Origin of the sequence: Streptomyces longispororuber (assembly GCF_024448165.1) — a bacterium.
GTDB lineage: Bacteria > Actinomycetota > Actinomycetes > Streptomycetales > Streptomycetaceae > Streptomyces > Streptomyces longispororuber_A.
The window spans coordinates 1-16,633 of sequence record NZ_JAMOLN010000126.1; the positions used below are offsets into that span (position 1 = coordinate 1).

Genomic DNA, 16,633 nt, shown 5'->3' on the forward strand with positions numbered 1-16,633 from the left:
CGCCCTGCACCGCCGACGGCGCAGGGTGTTCGTCGACAGTTCGGCGAGCGGCCGCACGTGTGCATGGACGGCACCGGTCCGTCCGGGGGCCGGGGGGTTGCTGGGCTCCCCGCGTGGGGCGGCCGTGCGTGGCGTCAGCGGGCGAACTTCTCGATGGCTGCCGGGGTGACGGGGGTGAAGAAGTTGACCAGGTTGCCGTCGGGGTCACGCACGAGCCACCCGGACGATGGCCGAGCTCGCCGACCGGCTCGGCGTCGAAGGACGCACCGTGCGCCGGTACGTGGACCAACTGATCGACATGGACGTGCCCGTGGAGTCGGTGCGCGGCCGCTACGGCGGCTACCGGCTCGCACCCGGGAACCGGCTGCCGCCGCTGATGCTCAGCGACGGCGAGGCGCTGGCCGCCCTGCTCGGCCTCGTCGCCGGCCGCCGGGCAGGGCTGACGGCCACGCACCGCACCGCGAGCGAAACGGCATCGGCGAAGATCCGGCACGTACTGCCCCGGCACATCGCCCGCCGTCTCGACACGCTCCGGGAGGCTCTCGCTTTCACGGACCAGCCGGGCGAGTTCGACACCCCGGACGCCGATGTCCTCCTCACGATCGCCGATGTCGTGCACCACCACCGCCCAGTCCTGATCCGTTACACCGACCGCGACGGACGGCGCAGCGAACGGCCGCGCCCGCGTACGGCATCGTCGCCCATGCGGGCAGGTGGTACGTCACGGGCAAGGACGCCCAGGTCGGTGAGGACCGCATCTTCCGCCTTGATCGGATCACAGACGCACGGACACTTCCCGGCTCGTTCGAGGCGCCCGTGGATCCCGATCCGGCGCAGCGCGTTCTGTCCGGGTTGGCGACGGCCCCTTACCGGCACGAGGTGACCCTGCGAGCCCAAAGGCCTCCTGAGCAGGTCGGCGTCCACCTGCCCGCCAGCGTCGCGCAGTTGGAGACATGCGACCCCCCGGCGGGCCGGGGCCATCCGGCCGAGGACTGGCTGCGTGTCGATCTGCGCGCGGAGCGGCTCGGCTGGTTGCCTCCCGTACTCGCCGCGATCGACCGGCCGTTCGTCGTCGAGCGCCCCGCCGAACTCCGGGATCTCGTCACAGCGCTCGCTGATCGCCTGACATCCTCCGCGCGGCGAGCCTGAGGGCACGACCGGTGTCCGGCGTCGCGCCGGTGAAAGTCAGCGAGAGTCGGCGAAGTGGCCGCCCTGGTACGTCAGCTCACTCCTCGATCCGGCCTGGTGTCACGGAGCGGACCGAAGTTCCTCCGTAGCAGCAGCCGGCGTCGGTCGAAGGCACTGAGCCGCCTCGGCCGCCGTGTGGGACGAGGCGAAGGTGAACGCGCGGGGCGAGGGGCCGTGGGACCGCAGATCCGCCAGCCGCTCCAACGCCTCGTCGACCGACGGAATATGACCGGCGGGGATCCACCAGAGCACCAGGTGCGCCTCGAAGTGCCGATCGAACCATTCTCGGCGGCGACGCATCACCTCCAGATGCCCACTGCGATAGGTGAAGTCCCACAGGGCTTCCGGCGACTCCCACACGGACAGATTGACAACGACGTCCTCCCCCGCGGGGCGCAGGCCGGTCGCGTCCTGCGCCCCCTCTTCGACAAGCCGCCACACGAAGCCGGGTGCGGCGTCGGCTTCGGCGTTGATCGGGTTGAGCAGTTCGACGAACGACGCCATGCGCGGGTCCTCGAAGGGGTGGCGAAGCGTGACGACGTTGAGCTCGGCGAGCTGGGCGACAGGCGCGGGTCGGGTCATGGCGCTCATCCCAGCACGCACCGCATTTCTATGTCAATCCTCATTATTTTTAGAAGCTTCGAGCACCACACAGCACTCCCCCGGCCGGGCGTCCATGCGAGCGCGGACCGGACCGTCCACACCGAGCAGCCCTTCGAGCAGCGCGAGGTTCATACCGCACACGAGCGGCGGAAACCGCTCGGCGACAGCGTGGAAAGGACAGTTGCGCATGCGGACGACCCCGGAGGCCGGACCGTCCAGCTCCTCGGCGCCTTCGGCCGCCTTCATGTACGGCTCGTACCCCCGGGCCTCCAGGACCCGCATCGCCTCCCGGAGATCGCCGCAGGGCACCTCGGACCCGCGCAGGGCCTCGCCGCGGCGCCGCGCGGCGGCGCCGAGCCCGGCATCCAGTCCCGCCTCCTCCGCCGCCTCGGCCAGCAACTCCGCAGCCGTGCGATAGTCCCGGCCGGGCAGAGACACCGACCGTTCGCCCCGCGCCCGCGTGTACACCTTGGCCGGTCGCCCCGCCCCCGGCCCCGACCGGCCCGTCAGACGGCGACTGCCACTCTCCAGCAGCCCTGCCGCCGTCAGCTTGTCCAGATGGTGCGCCGCGAGCGTACGCGCCACCCCGGCCGCCTCGGCGGCCTCGTTGCGGCCGACCTCACGCCCCTGTGCCACCACGAACTCGTACAGCCTGCGCCGGACCGGGTCCTGGAGCACCGCGATCGCATCAATGTCATCCGTCACCCGGCCATTCTAGAAACAACACAGGTTCGAGATAGAAAACTGCTCGGACGATCCGTCCGCCGAGCAAGGCGGACGCGACCCTCCGCTCGCGGAACTCAGGCACGGTCCAGAGCCGTCCGTTCTGAACCCATTCCGTTCAGCACACGGAGCACGTCGACCGACGCGACTCGGCGACGCGCGCCACGCCCCGCTCATAGGATGCCTGGATGCCCAAGCCGATACGGATGCGACGCCGGACGTGGGGCGCCGCGTGGGCGGTCCTGTGCGCCGCCGGCCTTGCCGCCACCCTCGAGTTGAACGCCTCCTCGGCCCCGGAGGAACCACCCGAGAAGCCCGTCACCGCCGAGTGCGCCCGGATCATCGCGGACGTGGAGCGACAGCTGGCCACGGCCCGAGCAGACGGCGAGGGAGACGACGTACTCGCCTTCTCCCGAGTGAGGACCGGCACCGAGGACGACTGCGGCGACGCGCTGCGGGACCACTTCCGCAGCCACCAGTAGACGGTTGGGCGGGCGGCAGCGATCGCGGCATGGCCGGCGCCACCGATCACGGCCAGGCAGACGGCCGCGTCGTTCCTCTGCCGGCGCGACCACACTGTCAGAGCCGGTGGGGGTCGGTGATCTGGACGAGGTTGCGGCCGCGCATGGTGTAGAGACGGCCGTAATCGTCCTGCGCGATGTGGGAGCCGCTGTACCAGCCGCCGTCGATGTCGGGCACGACGACCGTGACGGCGAACGTCCGCGGGTGGAAGCGGAATACCGTGGTGTCGGAGACGCCGTAGACGACGCCGCGGTTGGTCACCATCGCCGCGAATCCGTTGCTCACCGAGGTGACATCCGCGCGGTGGATCAGTCGGCGTCGCGGGATGTCGATCACGAAGAGGCCGCCCTTGCGCGACAGTCCGTAGAGGTGGCGTCCTCGTACGGCGAGGGCGGCGACGCCCGCCGTCTCCTGGGGGTCGATCCGCCACAGCTCGCGGCCGGCGACGGGGTCGAAGGCGACGACGGTGCTGCGCGGCCCGGTGGGTGCGGTGTTGTCGCCACCGAGGAAGGCGACGCCGTCCCGGGTCGCGATGCCGCGGACGCACTGCGAGGCGTCGACCGGGTCGGCGAAGTGCCGGGACCGGCCGGTCCCCGGATCGTAGGTCCACAGGGCTCCGCCGCCCTCGGTGTCGGACTGGACCCCGGCGAGCACAAGACCGTTGACCTCGTCGAAGGTGACGTCCAGCGGGCGGTTCTGTTCTGACGGGAAGTGAGCCACCTGGCCGGTCCTGCCGGTACGCGGGTCGTGGCACCAGATTCCCTGGGAGTTGTACTGACCGGTGTACAGACGACCGTTGACGACGACTGCGTCCTTGGCCTCTCCGGGTGCGCGGAGGTTGACCACCTCGCCGCTGCCCAGTCCGTGGCGGGCGATCGTCGCGTTTCCGCCCACGTAGACATGGCCACCGCCTGCCGCGATGCCCATCACCGTCTGCGGCATCAGAGGCGCGCCGACGCTCGCGAGGTCGGTGACGTCGGCGGTCTTCCTGACCGGGTCGATCCGGGCGACGAAGCCGTACGCCGAGGTGACGACGGCTTGGCCCGCCCGGCTGTCCACGCCCCAGATCTCGCCGAGTTCGGGGCCGTCGTACGAGACGGGCGAGATCGTGTTCGTGGTCGGCCGGTAGGCGAGGAGACCGGATTCGTTGGCGTAGTAGACGGTGTCGTCGATCGTCGTGAACGACTTGGCGACCTTGCCGATCGACGTCGCGAGCTGGTACGAGGACAGGTCGCTCAGGTCGATGAGGGCGACCTTCGAGTCCTCCGTGGAGCCGGCGGTGCTCACGGCGAGCCGGTCACCCAGGACGGCGAGGTCTCGGATGCTCGGATCGCGCAGCATCTCCGAGGGGGCGATGGAGGTGAAGCCCCCGGCGGACCTGTCGTAGGCGTAGAGAGCGGCGCGGCTGGTGTCCCCGCCGCCGTTGAAGGTGGTGCCCGCGCCGAAGAAGGCGTGGGTACGGGTCGCCGCGACGGCCCGCGCGAGGGTGACCTTCGGGTCCGGGGTCCCCACGTTGCGGATCGCACCGGTCGCGGGGTCGTACTCCCACAGGGCCGGGGCGGTGCTGCTTCCGCCGCCGACCGCGTAGACGACGCCGTCGGGTGCCACGGCGAGCGCGCGGACGTCTCGGTCGGCGAGCGCGCCGAGGGCTTCGGCCGGCTTGTCGGGAGTCCTCAGGTCCCACCGGAAGAGGTTGGGACGGTCACCGGATGCCTTCTGCAGGATTCCCGCGTACAGGTATCTGCCGCTGCCATCGGCCGCCAGGGCCTGGATGGAGTGGCCGTTCTCCAGTTCGGTGGTTGCCACCACCTTCTGGGTCGGCAGGTCCACGGCGATGATCTGGACGGGCTCCACGTTGCGGGACCCGATGTAGACGGTGTCACCGACCAGTACCGCGCTCATGAGCGCGAACTGGAGGACGCCGGGGCCCAGGTCGACGATGCGCGGGCCCGGGGCGTCGGCGGAGGGGGCTGCCTGCGCCGGGTTCGCGGCCTGGCCGACGCCGGTCGCGAGGCCGGCCAGTGCGCCCGCTCTGAGTACGGTCCTTCTGGTGGGGCGGTGATGGTTCATCACACTTCTCCTGGGCTGAGTCGAGATTCGGACGGGGCCCGGCAAGGGCACGGGTCAGGCCGGGAGTCGGCCCCGACCGCCTTCCGGTCGGGACGGGGCCGCCGTGACCGCAGGGGCGCTCGCACGGCTCCGGAGGGTCCGGTGCGCCCGAAGGGCGCTTCCGCTGCGGTCGGCGCAGGAAGAGAGACCGAACACCAAGGGTGTCCTTTCGTGCGGGAAGGTGTGCGCACACTCCAGCGCCTGCACGATCTTCGGTCAACGACAACGAAGTGCTTCGATCAGAACCGAAAGGAAAACAAAGATCACTTCAGGTCGCCGCGCCCGCGACCGGACCTCCCCACACTCCCCGCAGCCGTGGACCGCAGGCAGCCAGTGCCATCAAGCACCGGCCGATTCCCCGGACCACTCACGCTGCGGTAGAACAGACGGGTCTCGACAGCAAGCGGACAACGCAAAGCGATCAGAACGAAGACGAATACGGGGAAGCAATGGCGTTGGCCTCGGAACGGCGGGAGTACATCCTCGCCACCGTGCGAGCACACGGCACCGTGCGCCTGGCCGACCTGGTCGAACGCCTCGGTGTCACCGCGGTGACGGTACGCCGGGACGTCACGATCCTGGCCGACCGCGGTCTGGTCACACGCGTGCACGGAGGAGTCACGCTCCCCTACCGCAGCCCTGGATCCGGAGCCGACGCCCGAGCCTTCCACGGCGGATCCTTCTCCCACCGAGGACCGTCCGACCAAGCCTTCGTCGGCATGGTCGTCCCCACGGTCGAGTACTACTGGCCGGCCGTCGTCCAAGGCGCCCACTCCGCCGTCGTCTCCGCGGGCGGGCGACTGGTGCTGCGGTCCTCCGCCTACGACGCGGCAGAGGACCGCCGCCAGGTGAGCGGGCTCCTCGCTCGCGGGGTGCGTTCCCTGATCGTCGCACCCACCAACACCGGTGACGCGGGCCAGGACCTGCTGCGCTGGCTCGGCACCCTCGATGTCCCCGTCGTCCTCGTCGAACGACTGCCACCACCGGCCCTGCCCACACTGCCTCTCGACGCCGCCACCACCGCCCACGGCCTCGGCGCCGGACTGGCCGTGCGACACCTGGTCACCCTCGGCCACCGCCGCATCGCCTTCATCACGGCCCGCTTCAGTCCCACCACCCAGGCCCTGCGCGCAGGTTGGCAGGACACCACCGCGTCACTGGACCTCCCCAGCCACGACGGCCTCGCACACGACGTACCACCGTACGGATCCTCGGGATGGGCCGACGCCTACGACGCCACACTCCGCGCCTGCCGGGAGGCAGGCGCCACAGCCCTGTTCGTCCACTCCGACCGCGAAGCCATCGGCCTGGTGGAACGCGCACATGAACACGGCCTCACCGTCCCCGACGACCTTGCCGTCATCACCTACGACGACGAAGTGGCCGCAGCCGCCGACCCTCCCCTGACCGCGGTACGCCCGCAGAAGCACCGGCTCGGCGTGGTGGCCGCCGAAATGGCGCTGGCCCACGCCACCGATCCGGTGGAACGCCCCGTCCACCGCGTCCAGTTGTGGCCCAACCTGATCGTCCGCGCGTCCTGCGGAGGCACCGCACCCCAAACTGAACGCACGTCACCAAGGGCCACATGACGGAGCCGCTCGGGGCTCCGCCCGGGACTCCGCCCGGCCACACCGATCAGCTTGTTCTCCCTCTACGACAGCTGAAGCCCTTGCCATCGCGTGACGTTGTTCAGTGGTCCACGTCCAGGTACGCCCACCGCCCTGCTCAGGCCGGAACAAGCACGGTCAGCCACTCCGCTTCCCGCGCCCGGTACCCGTACCGATCCATCAGGCCGGACACGATCGCCGGGACATGGCCCGCCCCGTAGACGATGGCCACCCGGATCGGCTCGTCGGCGCGCGTCGCGTGGATCTCGCCGAGCGCGTCCAGCAGCCGCTCGTCGCGCCGGTCCGTCATCGCATGCACCACAGGGTCGTCGGCCATCATCTCCGCCCGCAGCGTCGTCGGCAGATCGTCGACCGCCAGGTCCTCGTCGAGGAAGGCACGCGGCCCGCGCAAAGCGAACACCAGGCCCATCACGGGCGCCGCAGTCAGGAGCAGGAGATACATCCAGCGCGGCAGTTCCTTCAGGTCCGCGATCGCCTCCGCCGCGGTCACGTCCGGGTTGACCACGGGCACTGTTTCGGGGAGCAGCAGTTCATCGCGCTGCTCCTGCAGACCGTTTCGCCGGCGCCGTGGGGCGAACCGGTACGCCAGGGTCAGGGCGCTCACTCCGACCGCTCTGCCCCGGATTCCCTCCATGACGATGAGATCGCAGCCCTTGAGCCTGGTGCGGACCTGGGAGTAGAACGTCGGCGATGCCACGTGCAGCATCGGAAAGATCACGAACTCGAGGGGCGTCGCCCTACGCCTCATGGTGATGACAGCGGATCGGACGGCGTATCCGGTCACCTCGACGATCTGCATGGTCCCCCCGCGGGCCGCGCGCGGAATCTCGTCCACTCGTACGAGGACACGAGCGCCTCACGGTCGCGGTTCCCACCGGAACTACCAGCGCCACCTCGCCCCAGACCCTTACTTCGATGTGGGTCGTATTATGGGCGGGTCGTCGACATCACGCCTAGGAGTTGACCGTGGCACGCCCCCGCACCACCCCCCGGACGGTGGATCACCCCGACCTGACCCAGGTGGACCTCCAGCAGGTGATGGAAGCACTGGTGGACCCGGTGCGCCGGATGGTGGTGTCCCAGCTCGCAGGCAAGGGCGAGGACATGAGCTGCGGCACTTTCGAGGTTCCCGTCTCCACCTCCACGCTCACGCACCACTTCAACGTCCTGCGCGAAGCGGGTGTGATCCGGCAGTACTACGTGGGGGTCACGAAGTTCAACACACTGCGCACCGGGGAACTGGAGGAGCGCTTCCCCGGTCTGCTCCCGGCGGTGGTCGCGGCCTGCGCGGAGGAGGTCGACCCAGGGACGGCCTGAGGGGCGGCAAAGGGTCCGGTCGCGTACATAGTTCGATGAGCGTCGTAATTTGACGGTTGTCGAACCTTGGGGCAGCCTGGAGGAACAGGCCGGGTAGATCCCGGCGTTCCCCTCGCACCCAGGAGCCCTGCATGAACCGCGCCGTCCGTTTCCACCAGATCGGTGGCCCCGACGTCCTGCGCCTGGAGGAGGTCCCCCTGCCCGTCCCCGGACCGGGCGAGGTCCTGATCCGCACCCGGGCACTGGGCCTGAACCGTGCGGAGTCGATGTTCCGGTCGGGCCAGTACGGCATCGACCCCGTCCTCCCCTCCGGTATCGGCTACGAGGCGGCCGGAGTGATCGAGGCAATCGGCGACGGCGTGAGCGACCTGAGCGTGGGCGACGCGGTCAGCGTGGTGCCGTCCTTCACCATGACCGACTACCCGGTGCACGGCGAAGCGGTCCTCGCCCCCGCCCACGCAGTCGTCGCCCATCCCGAGCAGCTGTCCTTCCGAGAGGCTGCCGCGGTATGGATGCAGTTCATCACCGCCTACGGCGGCCTGGTCGATCTCGCCGGCATTCGCCCCGGCGACACCGTGCTCATCTCCGCCGCCTCCAGCAGCGTCGGCCTCGCAGCCATCCAGATCGCCCACAAGGCCGGCGCCCGCGCCATCGCGCTGACCCGCACCAGTACCAAGCGCCGACAGCTCCTGGATGCCGGCGCCGACGAGGTCATCGCCACCGCCGAGGAAGACGTGCCGGCCCGCGTGCGGGAGCTGACCGGCGGCCAGGGGGCCCGCGTCGTCTTCGATCCGGTCGGCGGTACGGCCCTGGCCGACCTGGTCACCGCCGCGGCCCACGAAGCCCACATCGTCCTCTACGGCGTCCTCGACCGCGCCCCCACGCCGCTCAACGTCGGTGAGGTGCTCTTCAAGCACCTCACCATCCGCGGGTTCGAACTCTTCGAGATCACCACCGACGACCAGCGCCGCGCCGAAGCGGTCGCCTTTGTGACCGACGGCGTCGCCAAGGGCGAACTGACCCCCACCCTCGACAGGACCTTCCCGCTGGAGGAGATCGCCGAAGCCCATCGGTACCTGGAGGCCGGCGGACAGGTCGGCAAGATCGTCGTCACCGTCCCGGAGAACTAGAGCGATCGGTCCGCGGGAGGAATCCGCCGACGTTCCCGGGAAGGCGCAGGAGGCCCCTCCGGACGCTCCCCCGCCGACCGGCGAGGCTCCCGCTCACCCACGAACGCGCTCAGGGGTACCAAGTGTCCGGCCAGTCCGGATGGAGCTCGTAGGCCAGAGCCATGGCCTTCAGGCATTCGAACGCGCGGATCGACTCCGAGGGCCAGCCCTGCGTGATGCGTTCGCGTTCGAGACGCTCCATGTGCCGGGCGACCAAGCTCCGGTTGATGTCGACATGCCCGAGGAGCTGCCCCGGGCAGGGACACCAACAGGCGCGCGGGGCAAGCGCAGTTCGCACCGGACAGTCCAGTTCATGGAAGAGCCGGGCGTCACGCTCGTCGTCATCCAGCCGGGCGTGCAGGAACCCGACCAGGTAGTTGATCGTGGTGCGCAAAGCCTCAGCTCACCCCCACCCGGTCGGCCCGGCCGCGCCTTGGCCCCGGCCGAAACAGGAGGAGTCCGGGTCGGGGGCCGGGTCCGTGGATGCTGCCGCCGGACGATGTGTTCGGCTCGATGATCGCGGCCCGGCATCGCGTGCGAGGCGACCTTCGGCGACGAGATGCGTATCCGGGCCCTGACCGGTCAGAGCATACCGACGGTAGCCTCCGCCCGGCACCAACTTCCTTTAGACCGGAACCACTTCGCTACGACGTGCGGGCGGACGGTCCCTGGCGTGCCGGACAGACCTTGATGCCCCTGCGACCCCCGGTCGGGGTGAGTATCCAGGTGCCCCGCGACCGGACGCGAGCAGCCGGATGACGGCGCGGGAAGCCGGCATGGCCCGGCACCACACCACGGATACCTGCGGCCCTGCGAGACGACGGACAGCCGTTCGCTGCACACCGTCGCCCCCACATTGGCCCATCACACTTGCGCAGAATTGGACCATGAGGCTGGGACACTTCGGGCATACCGTCGAACGGGAGATCCCCGATCATGCGGCCCCTGGCCGCCCCGGGGCCCTTCGCCTCGCACGCACGACACAGCAAAGGACCGCCACCACCATGTCCGACAACGCCCGCAGCAACATCGGCAAGCAGCACCCCGCCGCCTACAAAGCGCTGATGGCGCTCAATGCCTGCGCCGAGGAGGCCACCACCGCGGCCGGTCTTGATCCGCTGCTGGTCGAGCTCATCAAGATCCGCACCTCCCAGATCAACGGCTGCGCGTTCTGCCTGCGCATGCACACCCGCGACGCGCTCAAGAAGGGCGAGAACCCTGACCGCATCGCCGTCCTGCCCGGCTGGGAAGAGACCGGCTACTTCACCGAGACCGAGCGCGCCGCCCTGCGTCTGGCCGAAGCTGTCACGCGCGTCGCCGACGGACACGTCAGCGACGCCGAGTACGGCGCCGCCGCGGGCACGCTCAGCGACGAGCAGATCTCCGCGGTCACCTGGCTCACGATCGTCATGAACGCCTGGAACCGTGTCGCCATCACGAGCCGGTACCCGGTCAGCGCCGACTGATCCCGCGGCACCCGCCGGATCCACCGGGAACGTGCTCCCGCTCCCGTGGTGTCGTCGGCGGTGCCGGCGGCGTCCAGGCACTTGTTGCCGGAGACCCTGGCCGACGGCCTCGCCGCCTGCGGCGGTGTCCCTGCCACCGTCCGGTCATGCCTCTTCGACGGGTAGCCACAGCTCGCACGTCGCGGTGCTGAAATCGTCCGCGCGCTCCAGGAAGGCGACGATCGAGGGGCCGGGCCGCAGCCGCCACGGGTTGGACGGGAACCACTCGGTCGCGGTCGCCGCCCAGGTCGTCTGCAGAGCTTGCGGAAACGGTCCGCTGATGTGGAAGGCCGCCCAGGTCCCGGCGGGAACCTCGATCACGTCGAGTCCGTCGGGCACCGTGGTGTCCTGGCGAAGGGCGACGCCGTGCAGGTAGGTCAGTTCGCTCCCCTCCCTGGCGTCGGGGTCGACGTCATCGCTGACCTGCAGCAGCCCTGCGGGCTCGGCGTCGCCGAGGGCCTTGAGCCGTAGATGCTCCTCCGGCGGCAGAGCGGCGATGTGCCGCTGGATGTGCGGGTTGACGCCCTCGTGGATGAGCGGGACCCGGGCCGCGTGTCCGGCCAGCCGGAACGCGGGGCGATTGACGATACGGGTGTCCATGGGGGAACTCCCTTCGACGGTCAGGCGGAACCTGAGCTGCGGTTGGGTGCGCAAGGGGCCTCCGTCACGGCGCACATCACTCGGACCGGCGCCGTGGACTGCCCGGAACGCACGACCGAACGCCTCGCTGGAGCCGTACCCGTACCGGACGGCAATGCCCAGCAGGTCGCGCTCGTTACGCACGACGTCGCCCGCGGCGACGGTCATGCGGCGCCGCCGCACGTACTCGGACAGGGGCATCCCTGCCAGCGACGAGAACATCCGGCGCAGGTGGTAGCCGGTCGTGCCGAGCGTCGCCGCCAGTGCGTCCACGTCGAGCTCCTGAGCGAGGTGCTCCTCGACCAGGTCGACGAGGCGGTTGAGTGCCGAGATCACGGGGCCTCCCTTTCGCGTTCAACTCTGGCAGCGGGCACCCCGCCCCCACCCGACCGTTGCGAACCGATCCGATCATGCAACAGGGGCGATGTCCGGCAGGCGGCGCCCGAGGCCGTTGGGCCGCGCCGCCGCAGACGATGTCGGGGAGGGTGGGGTGGCGGACCTGGCGCGGGCTGGCGAAGTGCGGGCCGGCCGCACCCCCGCGCACCACCGGGCGTTGACCCTGGCATGCATGACGACCAGAGCACCAGCATCTCCCTCACCATGGCCCAGCTGACCGGCGCCTACTGGCTCAGCACACCGTCCACGGTGAAGGCACACCGGCACGGCCCGTGCTGCATCCCTTCCTCACGCGCTCAGAACCTGCTGTCTGCAGCGGTGCCGTTCGGGCACCACGCCGTGACTGCGACCGCCCCTGGTCCCGCGTCCACCGTCGCCGCCACGGTCGCCGCCGCACGCTGAAGGAAGGATGTCGGTCGCTCCTGGCGGGCCGGGCCGGCAGATCCCGCTCGATGTCGTTTCCGAAGGCCAGTCGGCGGCAGTTGGCACCGCACATGCCGGTCCCTGCCTCTATGGACGATCGGAAGCAGGGAGCGGTGACCGGAGCACGACCGCGCCCCTCTCCATTCCGCTGCCGCCGCTCCATGCGGACGCCGTGCGGGTCACCTCGCCGCACCCTTCAGTTCTTGCGCGCCACCCCGCACATGGCGACGTCCACCGCGTCCTGGATGGTCTGCGTACCGTCCGGGCGCCAGGCCGATGTGGCGACGATGCCCGGATCCACGACGTCCAGCCCCGTGAAATAGCCGGCGATCTCCTCCGGCGAGCACAGGTGATAGGTGTTCGCCGACTGCGCGTTGTACGCGGTCACGGCCGCGTTCAACGCTTCATTGGTGTTGATCCCGTCGCTCAGTGCTATGTAGCTGCCGGACGGGAGCGCCCGCAGAAGCGTGGCGACCAGTTCCGCGGGACGGTCGGCGTCCGACAGCTGTCCCATGATGCCGAGCAGGGTGAGCGCGACCGGTCGGCTCAGGTCGAGCGTCTGCGCCGCTTCGGCCAGAATGCGTTCTGGGTTGCGCACATCCTCCGAGAGGTACGCGCACGCTCCCTGCGGACTGCTGGCCAGCAGTGCGCGAGCGTGGGCGAGGACGAGCGGGTCGTTGTCGACATAGACGATCCTGCTGTCCGGGGCGATGCGCTGGGCTACTTCGTGGGTGTTGTCGGCGGTGGGCAGCCCGGTGCCGATGTCGAGGAACTGCCGGATGCCGGCCTCGGCCGCGAGGAAGCGCACGGCGCGCACCAGGAACCCTCTCTGCAATCGCGCCACGGCCGCGAATTCCGGGAAGGTCGACAGAATGGTCTCGCCGACCTCGCTGTCGACCTGGTAGTTGTCCTTGCCGCCCAGCAGGTAGTTCCACACACGCGCCGAGTGCGGGCGGTCCGTCTGCAGCCCGTGCTTCAAGTCTGCACTCACGTCATCCATGGGCACAGCTTCACATGGAGCAAGAGGCCGCAAGGTCAACTCCGCGACAACGGTGGGCTCTTCACGGACCACCGCTCCGCTTCGCGAGTGGTTGTCGCTCGGCTCGCCGACGGTCGGCGGACCGGGCGGCCGGGTTCACCGTCCCGCGGTGCTCTGACGACCGCCACGCCGCTGGCGAGAACCTGCTCCGCGGTGGCACGCCGGGTGATGCCATCGGTGAGCATCAACGGCAGCGGGCTCGTCGCGACCAGGTCCCGCCCGACAGCTCGACCAGGTCGACCCCGAGAGGTGCGAGCATCTCGATGACCTGCCGTGCGCCGTCGGCGTCGAAGCCGCCGCGCTGGAAGTCGGCGGAGTTGAGCTTCACGGCGACGACGAAGGTCGGCGAGACGGAGGCACGGACCGCACGGACGATGTCCACCAGGAGCTGCGTCTGCAGCGGGCGGCCGTGTGCCCTGGGGACCGGGTGCTGCTGGCAGACGACTGGATCGAGACGGGCAGCCAGGCGTCGGCCGCGCGGTCAATGGTCGAAGAGTGCGGCGGGCAGTGGGCCGGCTGCTCCGTCGTCGTGGACCAGACGGCCCCGGCCCGGCGGGCCGACCTGGGCGTCCACAGCATCGTCACCGCTGCCGAACTGCCGGCGTGGGATGGGCAGTCCTAGTCACGGGCGGTCGGACTGTCGCAGTTCCGCCAAGGCCTTGTCGATTCTGCGCGCCCGGGTCTCAGGCTTCTTCGCACCGTCCACGGCCAGTACGTGCGCCCGCTTGCGGCTGTGGGACAGGCGATCGTACGCGGCCCGGGCAGCCGGATCCGCGTCGAGGGCGCGGGCGAAGTCCTCGGGCTCGGACACGGTCTGGGGCGAGGTGTCCAGCTCCACCTCGACCACGGCCCGGTCCCCCGTCGCCACGCCCGCTGCCTTCCGGTTGGCACCGCTCAGGCCGAGCAGATAGCGGCCTCGCATGATCGCGACACGACTTGTCCACGAGTGACCGTTGATCGTGATGGTCACCCGGGGGCGCTTGCCCGCACCGAGAGCCTCCACCACGTCCTCGGGAACCTCCAGCCCTCGCATGGGCTCGACGGGTTCGACGTCCGCTTCGAACTTCATGGTCCGCTCCCACTCCCACGCCGGTTGATCGCGATTCCAGGCTGCCACCCCTTCGGCTCTTCCGCCTCCACCGGAGGCGACAGCGGCGGGGCTACCGGGTTCGAACACGGGCGGGCCCCCACCAGGTGATCCGCGCGGCAGGGCAGCCTGACGGGTGCGTGACCAAGCCTCTCGGCACGCGTTTACGAGATCATGAACCTTCGTCGCATCACCACTGTTGTCGGCACGCTGGCGGCATCGGCCCTCGTCGCCGTGTCGGTGTCCACTTCGGCATTCGCTGCCGAGGGCGTCCTCGTCATCAACGGCGCCGAGTACGCGGATCCGAGCGGCTGCTACAGCGTGGACTGGTTCCCGACCAGTGTGACCAACCAGACCGACGCCATCGCAGAAGTCCACTCGGGCCCGGGCTGCTCCGGCTCCGTGGAGTGGCTCGTCTATCCGGGCGAGACCTACCACACCGAGACCGCGCAGAGCGTCTTCATCCTCTGACCAGGCAGTCCGAACCTTCTGTCATGGTGGGCCGCCCTGCCCGGGGTGAGGCAGGCACATCCTCGTCGGCCCCCTTCGCCAAGGAGCGTGCGACCGCCGAGCCGGGTCCGGCTCGGCGGTCGCACGCTCTGCATCCTGCCCTGATCCGTAGTAAGCACCTCCTCGTACGAACTCGGTTGCACGGTCGCGCAGTTGATGACGGACGCGGCCATCCGCTGCATGCCAGAGCGCCCCGCACCGTGCTGTCCCCGGCCCGATCCCACTGCGCAAGGGCATGCCATGCCTGCGCGCAGAGCGGTGCGGCAGCCATGAAGGGTGCTGCCACGGCGACGGCACCTGGACCCGGGACGGCCAATGCCCGCCGACGGGGTTCGACGACGATGCCAGACTGCAGCTCCCACGCCATGCCGCCCGTCACCGGAAGGCCTTGCTCATGACTCGCGTCACCCGTCCCCTGCCGGACCGAACTGCGCGCCCGCCGATGGGGTGGAACAGCTGGGACTGCTACGGGACCACCGTCACCGAGGACGAAGTCCTCGCCAACGCGGAGTTCCTGCACGCGCACCTGCTGCCCTACGGCTGGGACACCGTCGTGGTGGACATCCAGTGGTACGAGCCCACCGCCCGTTCCCACGGGTACAACGCCGATGCCCCCGTAGTGCTCGACGACTTCGGGCGTCAGCTCCCCGCACCCAACCGGTTCCCCTCGTCCGCGGGAGGTGCCGGATTCCGTCCGCTCGCCGAGCAGGTGCACGCACTGGGCCTGCGGTTCGGCCTGCACGTCATGCGCGGCATCCCGCGCCGCGCCGTGTCCGCCCAACTCCCTGTCCAGGGGACCGTGTTCACCGCGGACCAGGTCGCTGACACCACGTCGGTGTGCCCGTGGAACTCCGACAACTACGGCCTGAATCATGATCATCCGGGTGCTCAGGCGTACTACGACGCCCAGGTGGCGCAGTTCGCCGAGTGGGGCGTGGACTTCATCAAGGCCGACGACATGCTCCACCCGTTCCACGAGCGGGAGATCGCCGCCTATGCGCGGGCGATCGAGCGCAGCGGACGGTCGATCGAGCTGAGTCTGTCACCGGGCACCGACGTGTCCCTGGCGCACCTGGACGAACTTCGGCAGCACGCAACCATGTGGCGGGTCTGCGACGACCTGTGGGACCGGTGGGAGGACGTGGAGGCGCAGTTCGCCCGGATGGCACGGTGGGCGCCGTGGCAGAGCCGTGCGGGATGGGCTGACGCGGACATGCTGCCGCTGGGGCGTATCGGGATCCGGGCCGAGCGCGGCGGACCCCGTTTGAGCAGACTCACGCAGTCCGAGCAGGTCAGCCTGCTCACGTTGTGGTTGATCTCGCGCTCCCCGCTGATGATGGGCGGCGATCTGCCCAGCAGCCCGCCCGAGACCATCGCGTTGCTCAGCAACGAGGAGGCTCTGTCCGTGTCGTGGCACAGCACCGACAGCCGTGAAGTGCTGCGCGAGGACGGGCTCGTACTGTGGACCGCGGAGGATTCCAACGGCAGCCTGCGCTACGCGGCCGTGTTCTCGCTGGCCGCCGAGGCCGTCAAGGTGAGGGTTCCGCTCGGCTCCTTCGGCGCCGGTCCGGGCGATCGGTTGCGTGAGCTGTGGACACGTCGGGACATCACGCACGACGGCCGCTGCGTGGAAGTGGAACTGCCCGTCCACGGTGCCGTACTCCTTCGAGTGTCCCGTGCGGAGTAGCGGGGTACGCAGTCCCCCCGGGCGCCGTTACACGAAGAACGAGATTTGATCCGACGACGTGCACCCAGCGGCGGACAAGGACCAGGGC

At 69.9% G+C, this 16,633-nt stretch carries 18 protein-coding genes and 2 pseudogenes; 10 read left to right on the forward strand and 10 right to left on the reverse strand.

Features of this window, described 5'->3' with window-relative positions:
* Nucleotides 1-134: 134 nt before the first annotated feature.
* Nucleotides 135-215: pseudogene (locus tag M4J07_RS29965) on the reverse strand (VOC family protein); the annotation flags it as partial.
* Nucleotides 216-226: 11 nt separating this feature from the next.
* Here M4J07_RS29965 and M4J07_RS29970 point away from each other — a divergent pair.
* Nucleotides 227-1,149 (forward strand): annotated as a pseudogene (locus tag M4J07_RS29970) (helix-turn-helix transcriptional regulator).
* 99 nt (nucleotides 1,150-1,248) lie between these two features.
* Here M4J07_RS29970 and M4J07_RS29975 read toward each other — a convergent pair.
* Together M4J07_RS29975 and M4J07_RS29980 are read right to left on the reverse strand one after the other, a co-directional pair.
* Entirely contained in the window at nucleotides 1,249-1,770 is a 522-nt protein-coding gene (locus M4J07_RS29975) for a DUF3291 domain-containing protein (RefSeq protein ID WP_255976816.1), read from the reverse strand.
* A gap of 33 nt (nucleotides 1,771-1,803) precedes the next feature.
* Nucleotides 1,804-2,496, reverse strand: a complete 693-nt coding sequence (locus M4J07_RS29980) for a helix-turn-helix transcriptional regulator (RefSeq protein WP_255976750.1) — start codon at nucleotides 2,494-2,496, stop codon at nucleotides 1,804-1,806.
* A 206-nt stretch (nucleotides 2,497-2,702) separates the two neighbouring features.
* Between M4J07_RS29980 and M4J07_RS29985 the strand changes: the two genes are divergently transcribed.
* Nucleotides 2,703-2,996: a hypothetical protein gene (locus tag M4J07_RS29985; RefSeq protein ID WP_255976752.1), complete on the forward strand. Its 294-nt coding sequence runs from the start codon at nucleotides 2,703-2,705 to the stop codon at nucleotides 2,994-2,996.
* Between the two features lie 97 nt (nucleotides 2,997-3,093).
* Here M4J07_RS29985 and M4J07_RS29990 read toward each other — a convergent pair whose 3' ends face one another.
* Nucleotides 3,094-5,106 carry an outer membrane protein assembly factor BamB family protein gene (locus M4J07_RS29990; RefSeq protein ID WP_255976754.1) on the reverse strand — a complete coding sequence of 671 codons (2,013 nt, stop codon included), beginning with the start codon at nucleotides 5,104-5,106 and terminating at the stop codon, nucleotides 3,094-3,096.
* A 488-nt stretch (nucleotides 5,107-5,594) separates the two neighbouring features.
* Between M4J07_RS29990 and M4J07_RS29995 the strand changes: the two genes are divergently transcribed.
* Nucleotides 5,595-6,734: a substrate-binding domain-containing protein gene (locus M4J07_RS29995; protein ID WP_255976756.1), complete on the forward strand. Its 1,140-nt coding sequence runs from the start codon at nucleotides 5,595-5,597 to the stop codon at nucleotides 6,732-6,734.
* A gap of 136 nt (nucleotides 6,735-6,870) precedes the next feature.
* Here the strand turns inward: M4J07_RS29995 and M4J07_RS30000 are convergent, their stop codons facing one another.
* The gene (locus M4J07_RS30000) at nucleotides 6,871-7,377 is read right to left on the reverse strand and encodes a hypothetical protein (RefSeq protein WP_255976758.1); all 507 of its coding nucleotides are present in this window, start codon (nucleotides 7,375-7,377) and stop codon (nucleotides 6,871-6,873) included.
* Between the two features lie 362 nt (nucleotides 7,378-7,739).
* Between M4J07_RS30000 and M4J07_RS30005 the strand changes: the two genes are divergently transcribed.
* Both M4J07_RS30005 and M4J07_RS30010 read left to right on the forward strand, forming a co-directional pair.
* Nucleotides 7,740-8,090: an ArsR/SmtB family transcription factor gene (locus tag M4J07_RS30005; protein WP_255976760.1), complete on the forward strand. Its 351-nt coding sequence runs from the start codon at nucleotides 7,740-7,742 to the stop codon at nucleotides 8,088-8,090.
* Nucleotides 8,091-8,221: 131 nt separating this feature from the next.
* Nucleotides 8,222-9,220, forward strand: a complete 999-nt coding sequence (locus M4J07_RS30010) for a zinc-dependent alcohol dehydrogenase family protein (RefSeq protein ID WP_255976762.1) — start codon at nucleotides 8,222-8,224, stop codon at nucleotides 9,218-9,220.
* 109 nt (nucleotides 9,221-9,329) lie between these two features.
* Here M4J07_RS30010 and M4J07_RS30015 read toward each other — a convergent pair whose 3' ends face one another.
* Nucleotides 9,330-9,653, reverse strand: coding sequence for a DUF6221 family protein (locus M4J07_RS30015; RefSeq protein WP_255976764.1), 324 nt, complete (start codon nucleotides 9,651-9,653; stop codon nucleotides 9,330-9,332).
* Between the two features lie 610 nt (nucleotides 9,654-10,263).
* On the opposite strand from M4J07_RS30015, the gene M4J07_RS30020 reads away from it, so the two are divergent.
* Nucleotides 10,264-10,725 (forward strand): carboxymuconolactone decarboxylase family protein, encoded by a 462-nt coding sequence (locus tag M4J07_RS30020; RefSeq protein WP_255976766.1) that lies wholly within the window; start codon nucleotides 10,264-10,266, stop codon nucleotides 10,723-10,725.
* Between the two features lie 144 nt (nucleotides 10,726-10,869).
* Here M4J07_RS30020 and M4J07_RS30025 read toward each other — a convergent pair whose 3' ends face one another.
* Nucleotides 10,870-11,739, reverse strand: coding sequence for a GyrI-like domain-containing protein (locus M4J07_RS30025; protein ID WP_255976768.1), 870 nt, complete (start codon nucleotides 11,737-11,739; stop codon nucleotides 10,870-10,872).
* A 228-nt stretch (nucleotides 11,740-11,967) separates the two neighbouring features.
* Here M4J07_RS30025 and M4J07_RS30030 point away from each other — a divergent pair, with 228 nt between their 5' ends.
* Nucleotides 11,968-12,201, forward strand: a complete 234-nt coding sequence (locus M4J07_RS30030; protein WP_255976770.1) for a hypothetical protein — start codon at nucleotides 11,968-11,970, stop codon at nucleotides 12,199-12,201.
* Nucleotides 12,202-12,418: 217 nt separating this feature from the next.
* Here the strand turns inward: M4J07_RS30030 and M4J07_RS30035 are convergent, their stop codons facing one another.
* Together M4J07_RS30035 and M4J07_RS30040 are read right to left on the reverse strand one after the other, a co-directional pair.
* Nucleotides 12,419-13,222, reverse strand: coding sequence for an SAM-dependent methyltransferase (locus M4J07_RS30035; RefSeq protein WP_255976771.1), 804 nt, complete (start codon nucleotides 13,220-13,222; stop codon nucleotides 12,419-12,421).
* Between the two features lie 223 nt (nucleotides 13,223-13,445).
* Nucleotides 13,446-13,643, reverse strand: a complete 198-nt coding sequence (locus tag M4J07_RS30040) for a hypothetical protein (protein WP_255976773.1) — start codon at nucleotides 13,641-13,643, stop codon at nucleotides 13,446-13,448.
* 45 nt (nucleotides 13,644-13,688) lie between these two features.
* On the opposite strand from M4J07_RS30040, the gene M4J07_RS30045 reads away from it, so the two are divergent.
* A complete protein-coding gene (locus tag M4J07_RS30045; RefSeq protein WP_255976775.1) occupies nucleotides 13,689-13,883 on the forward strand; it encodes a phosphoribosyltransferase in 195 nt (64 codons plus the stop codon).
* Here the strand turns inward: M4J07_RS30045 and M4J07_RS30050 are convergent, their stop codons facing one another.
* Nucleotides 13,884-14,330: a YdeI/OmpD-associated family protein gene (locus tag M4J07_RS30050; protein WP_255976777.1), complete on the reverse strand. Its 447-nt coding sequence runs from the start codon at nucleotides 14,328-14,330 to the stop codon at nucleotides 13,884-13,886.
* A gap of 192 nt (nucleotides 14,331-14,522) precedes the next feature.
* Here M4J07_RS30050 and M4J07_RS30055 point away from each other — a divergent pair, with 192 nt between their 5' ends.
* Together M4J07_RS30055 and M4J07_RS30060 are read left to right on the forward strand one after the other, a co-directional pair.
* A complete protein-coding gene (locus tag M4J07_RS30055; RefSeq protein ID WP_255976779.1) occupies nucleotides 14,523-14,819 on the forward strand; it encodes a hypothetical protein in 297 nt (98 codons plus the stop codon).
* A 433-nt stretch (nucleotides 14,820-15,252) separates the two neighbouring features.
* Nucleotides 15,253-16,545, forward strand: a complete 1,293-nt coding sequence (locus tag M4J07_RS30060; protein WP_255976781.1) for a glycoside hydrolase family 27 protein — start codon at nucleotides 15,253-15,255, stop codon at nucleotides 16,543-16,545.
* Nucleotides 16,546-16,633 lie beyond the last annotated feature (88 nt).

Coding starts and splice junctions, on each gene's coding strand:
- M4J07_RS29975 (WP_255976816.1), bottom strand. CDS start 1,770: ATGACCCGACCCGCGCCTGTCGCCCAGCTCGCCGAGCTCAACGTCGTC.
- M4J07_RS29985 (WP_255976752.1), top strand. CDS start 2,703: ATGCCCAAGCCGATACGGATGCGACGCCGGACGTGGGGCGCCGCGTGG.
- M4J07_RS29990 (WP_255976754.1), bottom strand. CDS start 5,106: ATGAACCATCACCGCCCCACCAGAAGGACCGTACTCAGAGCGGGCGCA.
- M4J07_RS29995 (WP_255976756.1), top strand. CDS start 5,595: ATGGCGTTGGCCTCGGAACGGCGGGAGTACATCCTCGCCACCGTGCGA.
- M4J07_RS30010 (WP_255976762.1), top strand. CDS start 8,222: ATGAACCGCGCCGTCCGTTTCCACCAGATCGGTGGCCCCGACGTCCTG.
- M4J07_RS30020 (WP_255976766.1), top strand. CDS start 10,264: ATGTCCGACAACGCCCGCAGCAACATCGGCAAGCAGCACCCCGCCGCC.
- M4J07_RS30030 (WP_255976770.1), top strand. CDS start 11,968: ATGCATGACGACCAGAGCACCAGCATCTCCCTCACCATGGCCCAGCTG.
- M4J07_RS30035 (WP_255976771.1), bottom strand. CDS start 13,222: ATGGATGACGTGAGTGCAGACTTGAAGCACGGGCTGCAGACGGACCGC.
- M4J07_RS30050 (WP_255976777.1), bottom strand. CDS start 14,330: ATGAAGTTCGAAGCGGACGTCGAACCCGTCGAGCCCATGCGAGGGCTG.
- M4J07_RS30055 (WP_255976779.1), top strand. CDS start 14,523: ATGAACCTTCGTCGCATCACCACTGTTGTCGGCACGCTGGCGGCATCG.
- M4J07_RS30060 (WP_255976781.1), top strand. CDS start 15,253: ATGACTCGCGTCACCCGTCCCCTGCCGGACCGAACTGCGCGCCCGCCG.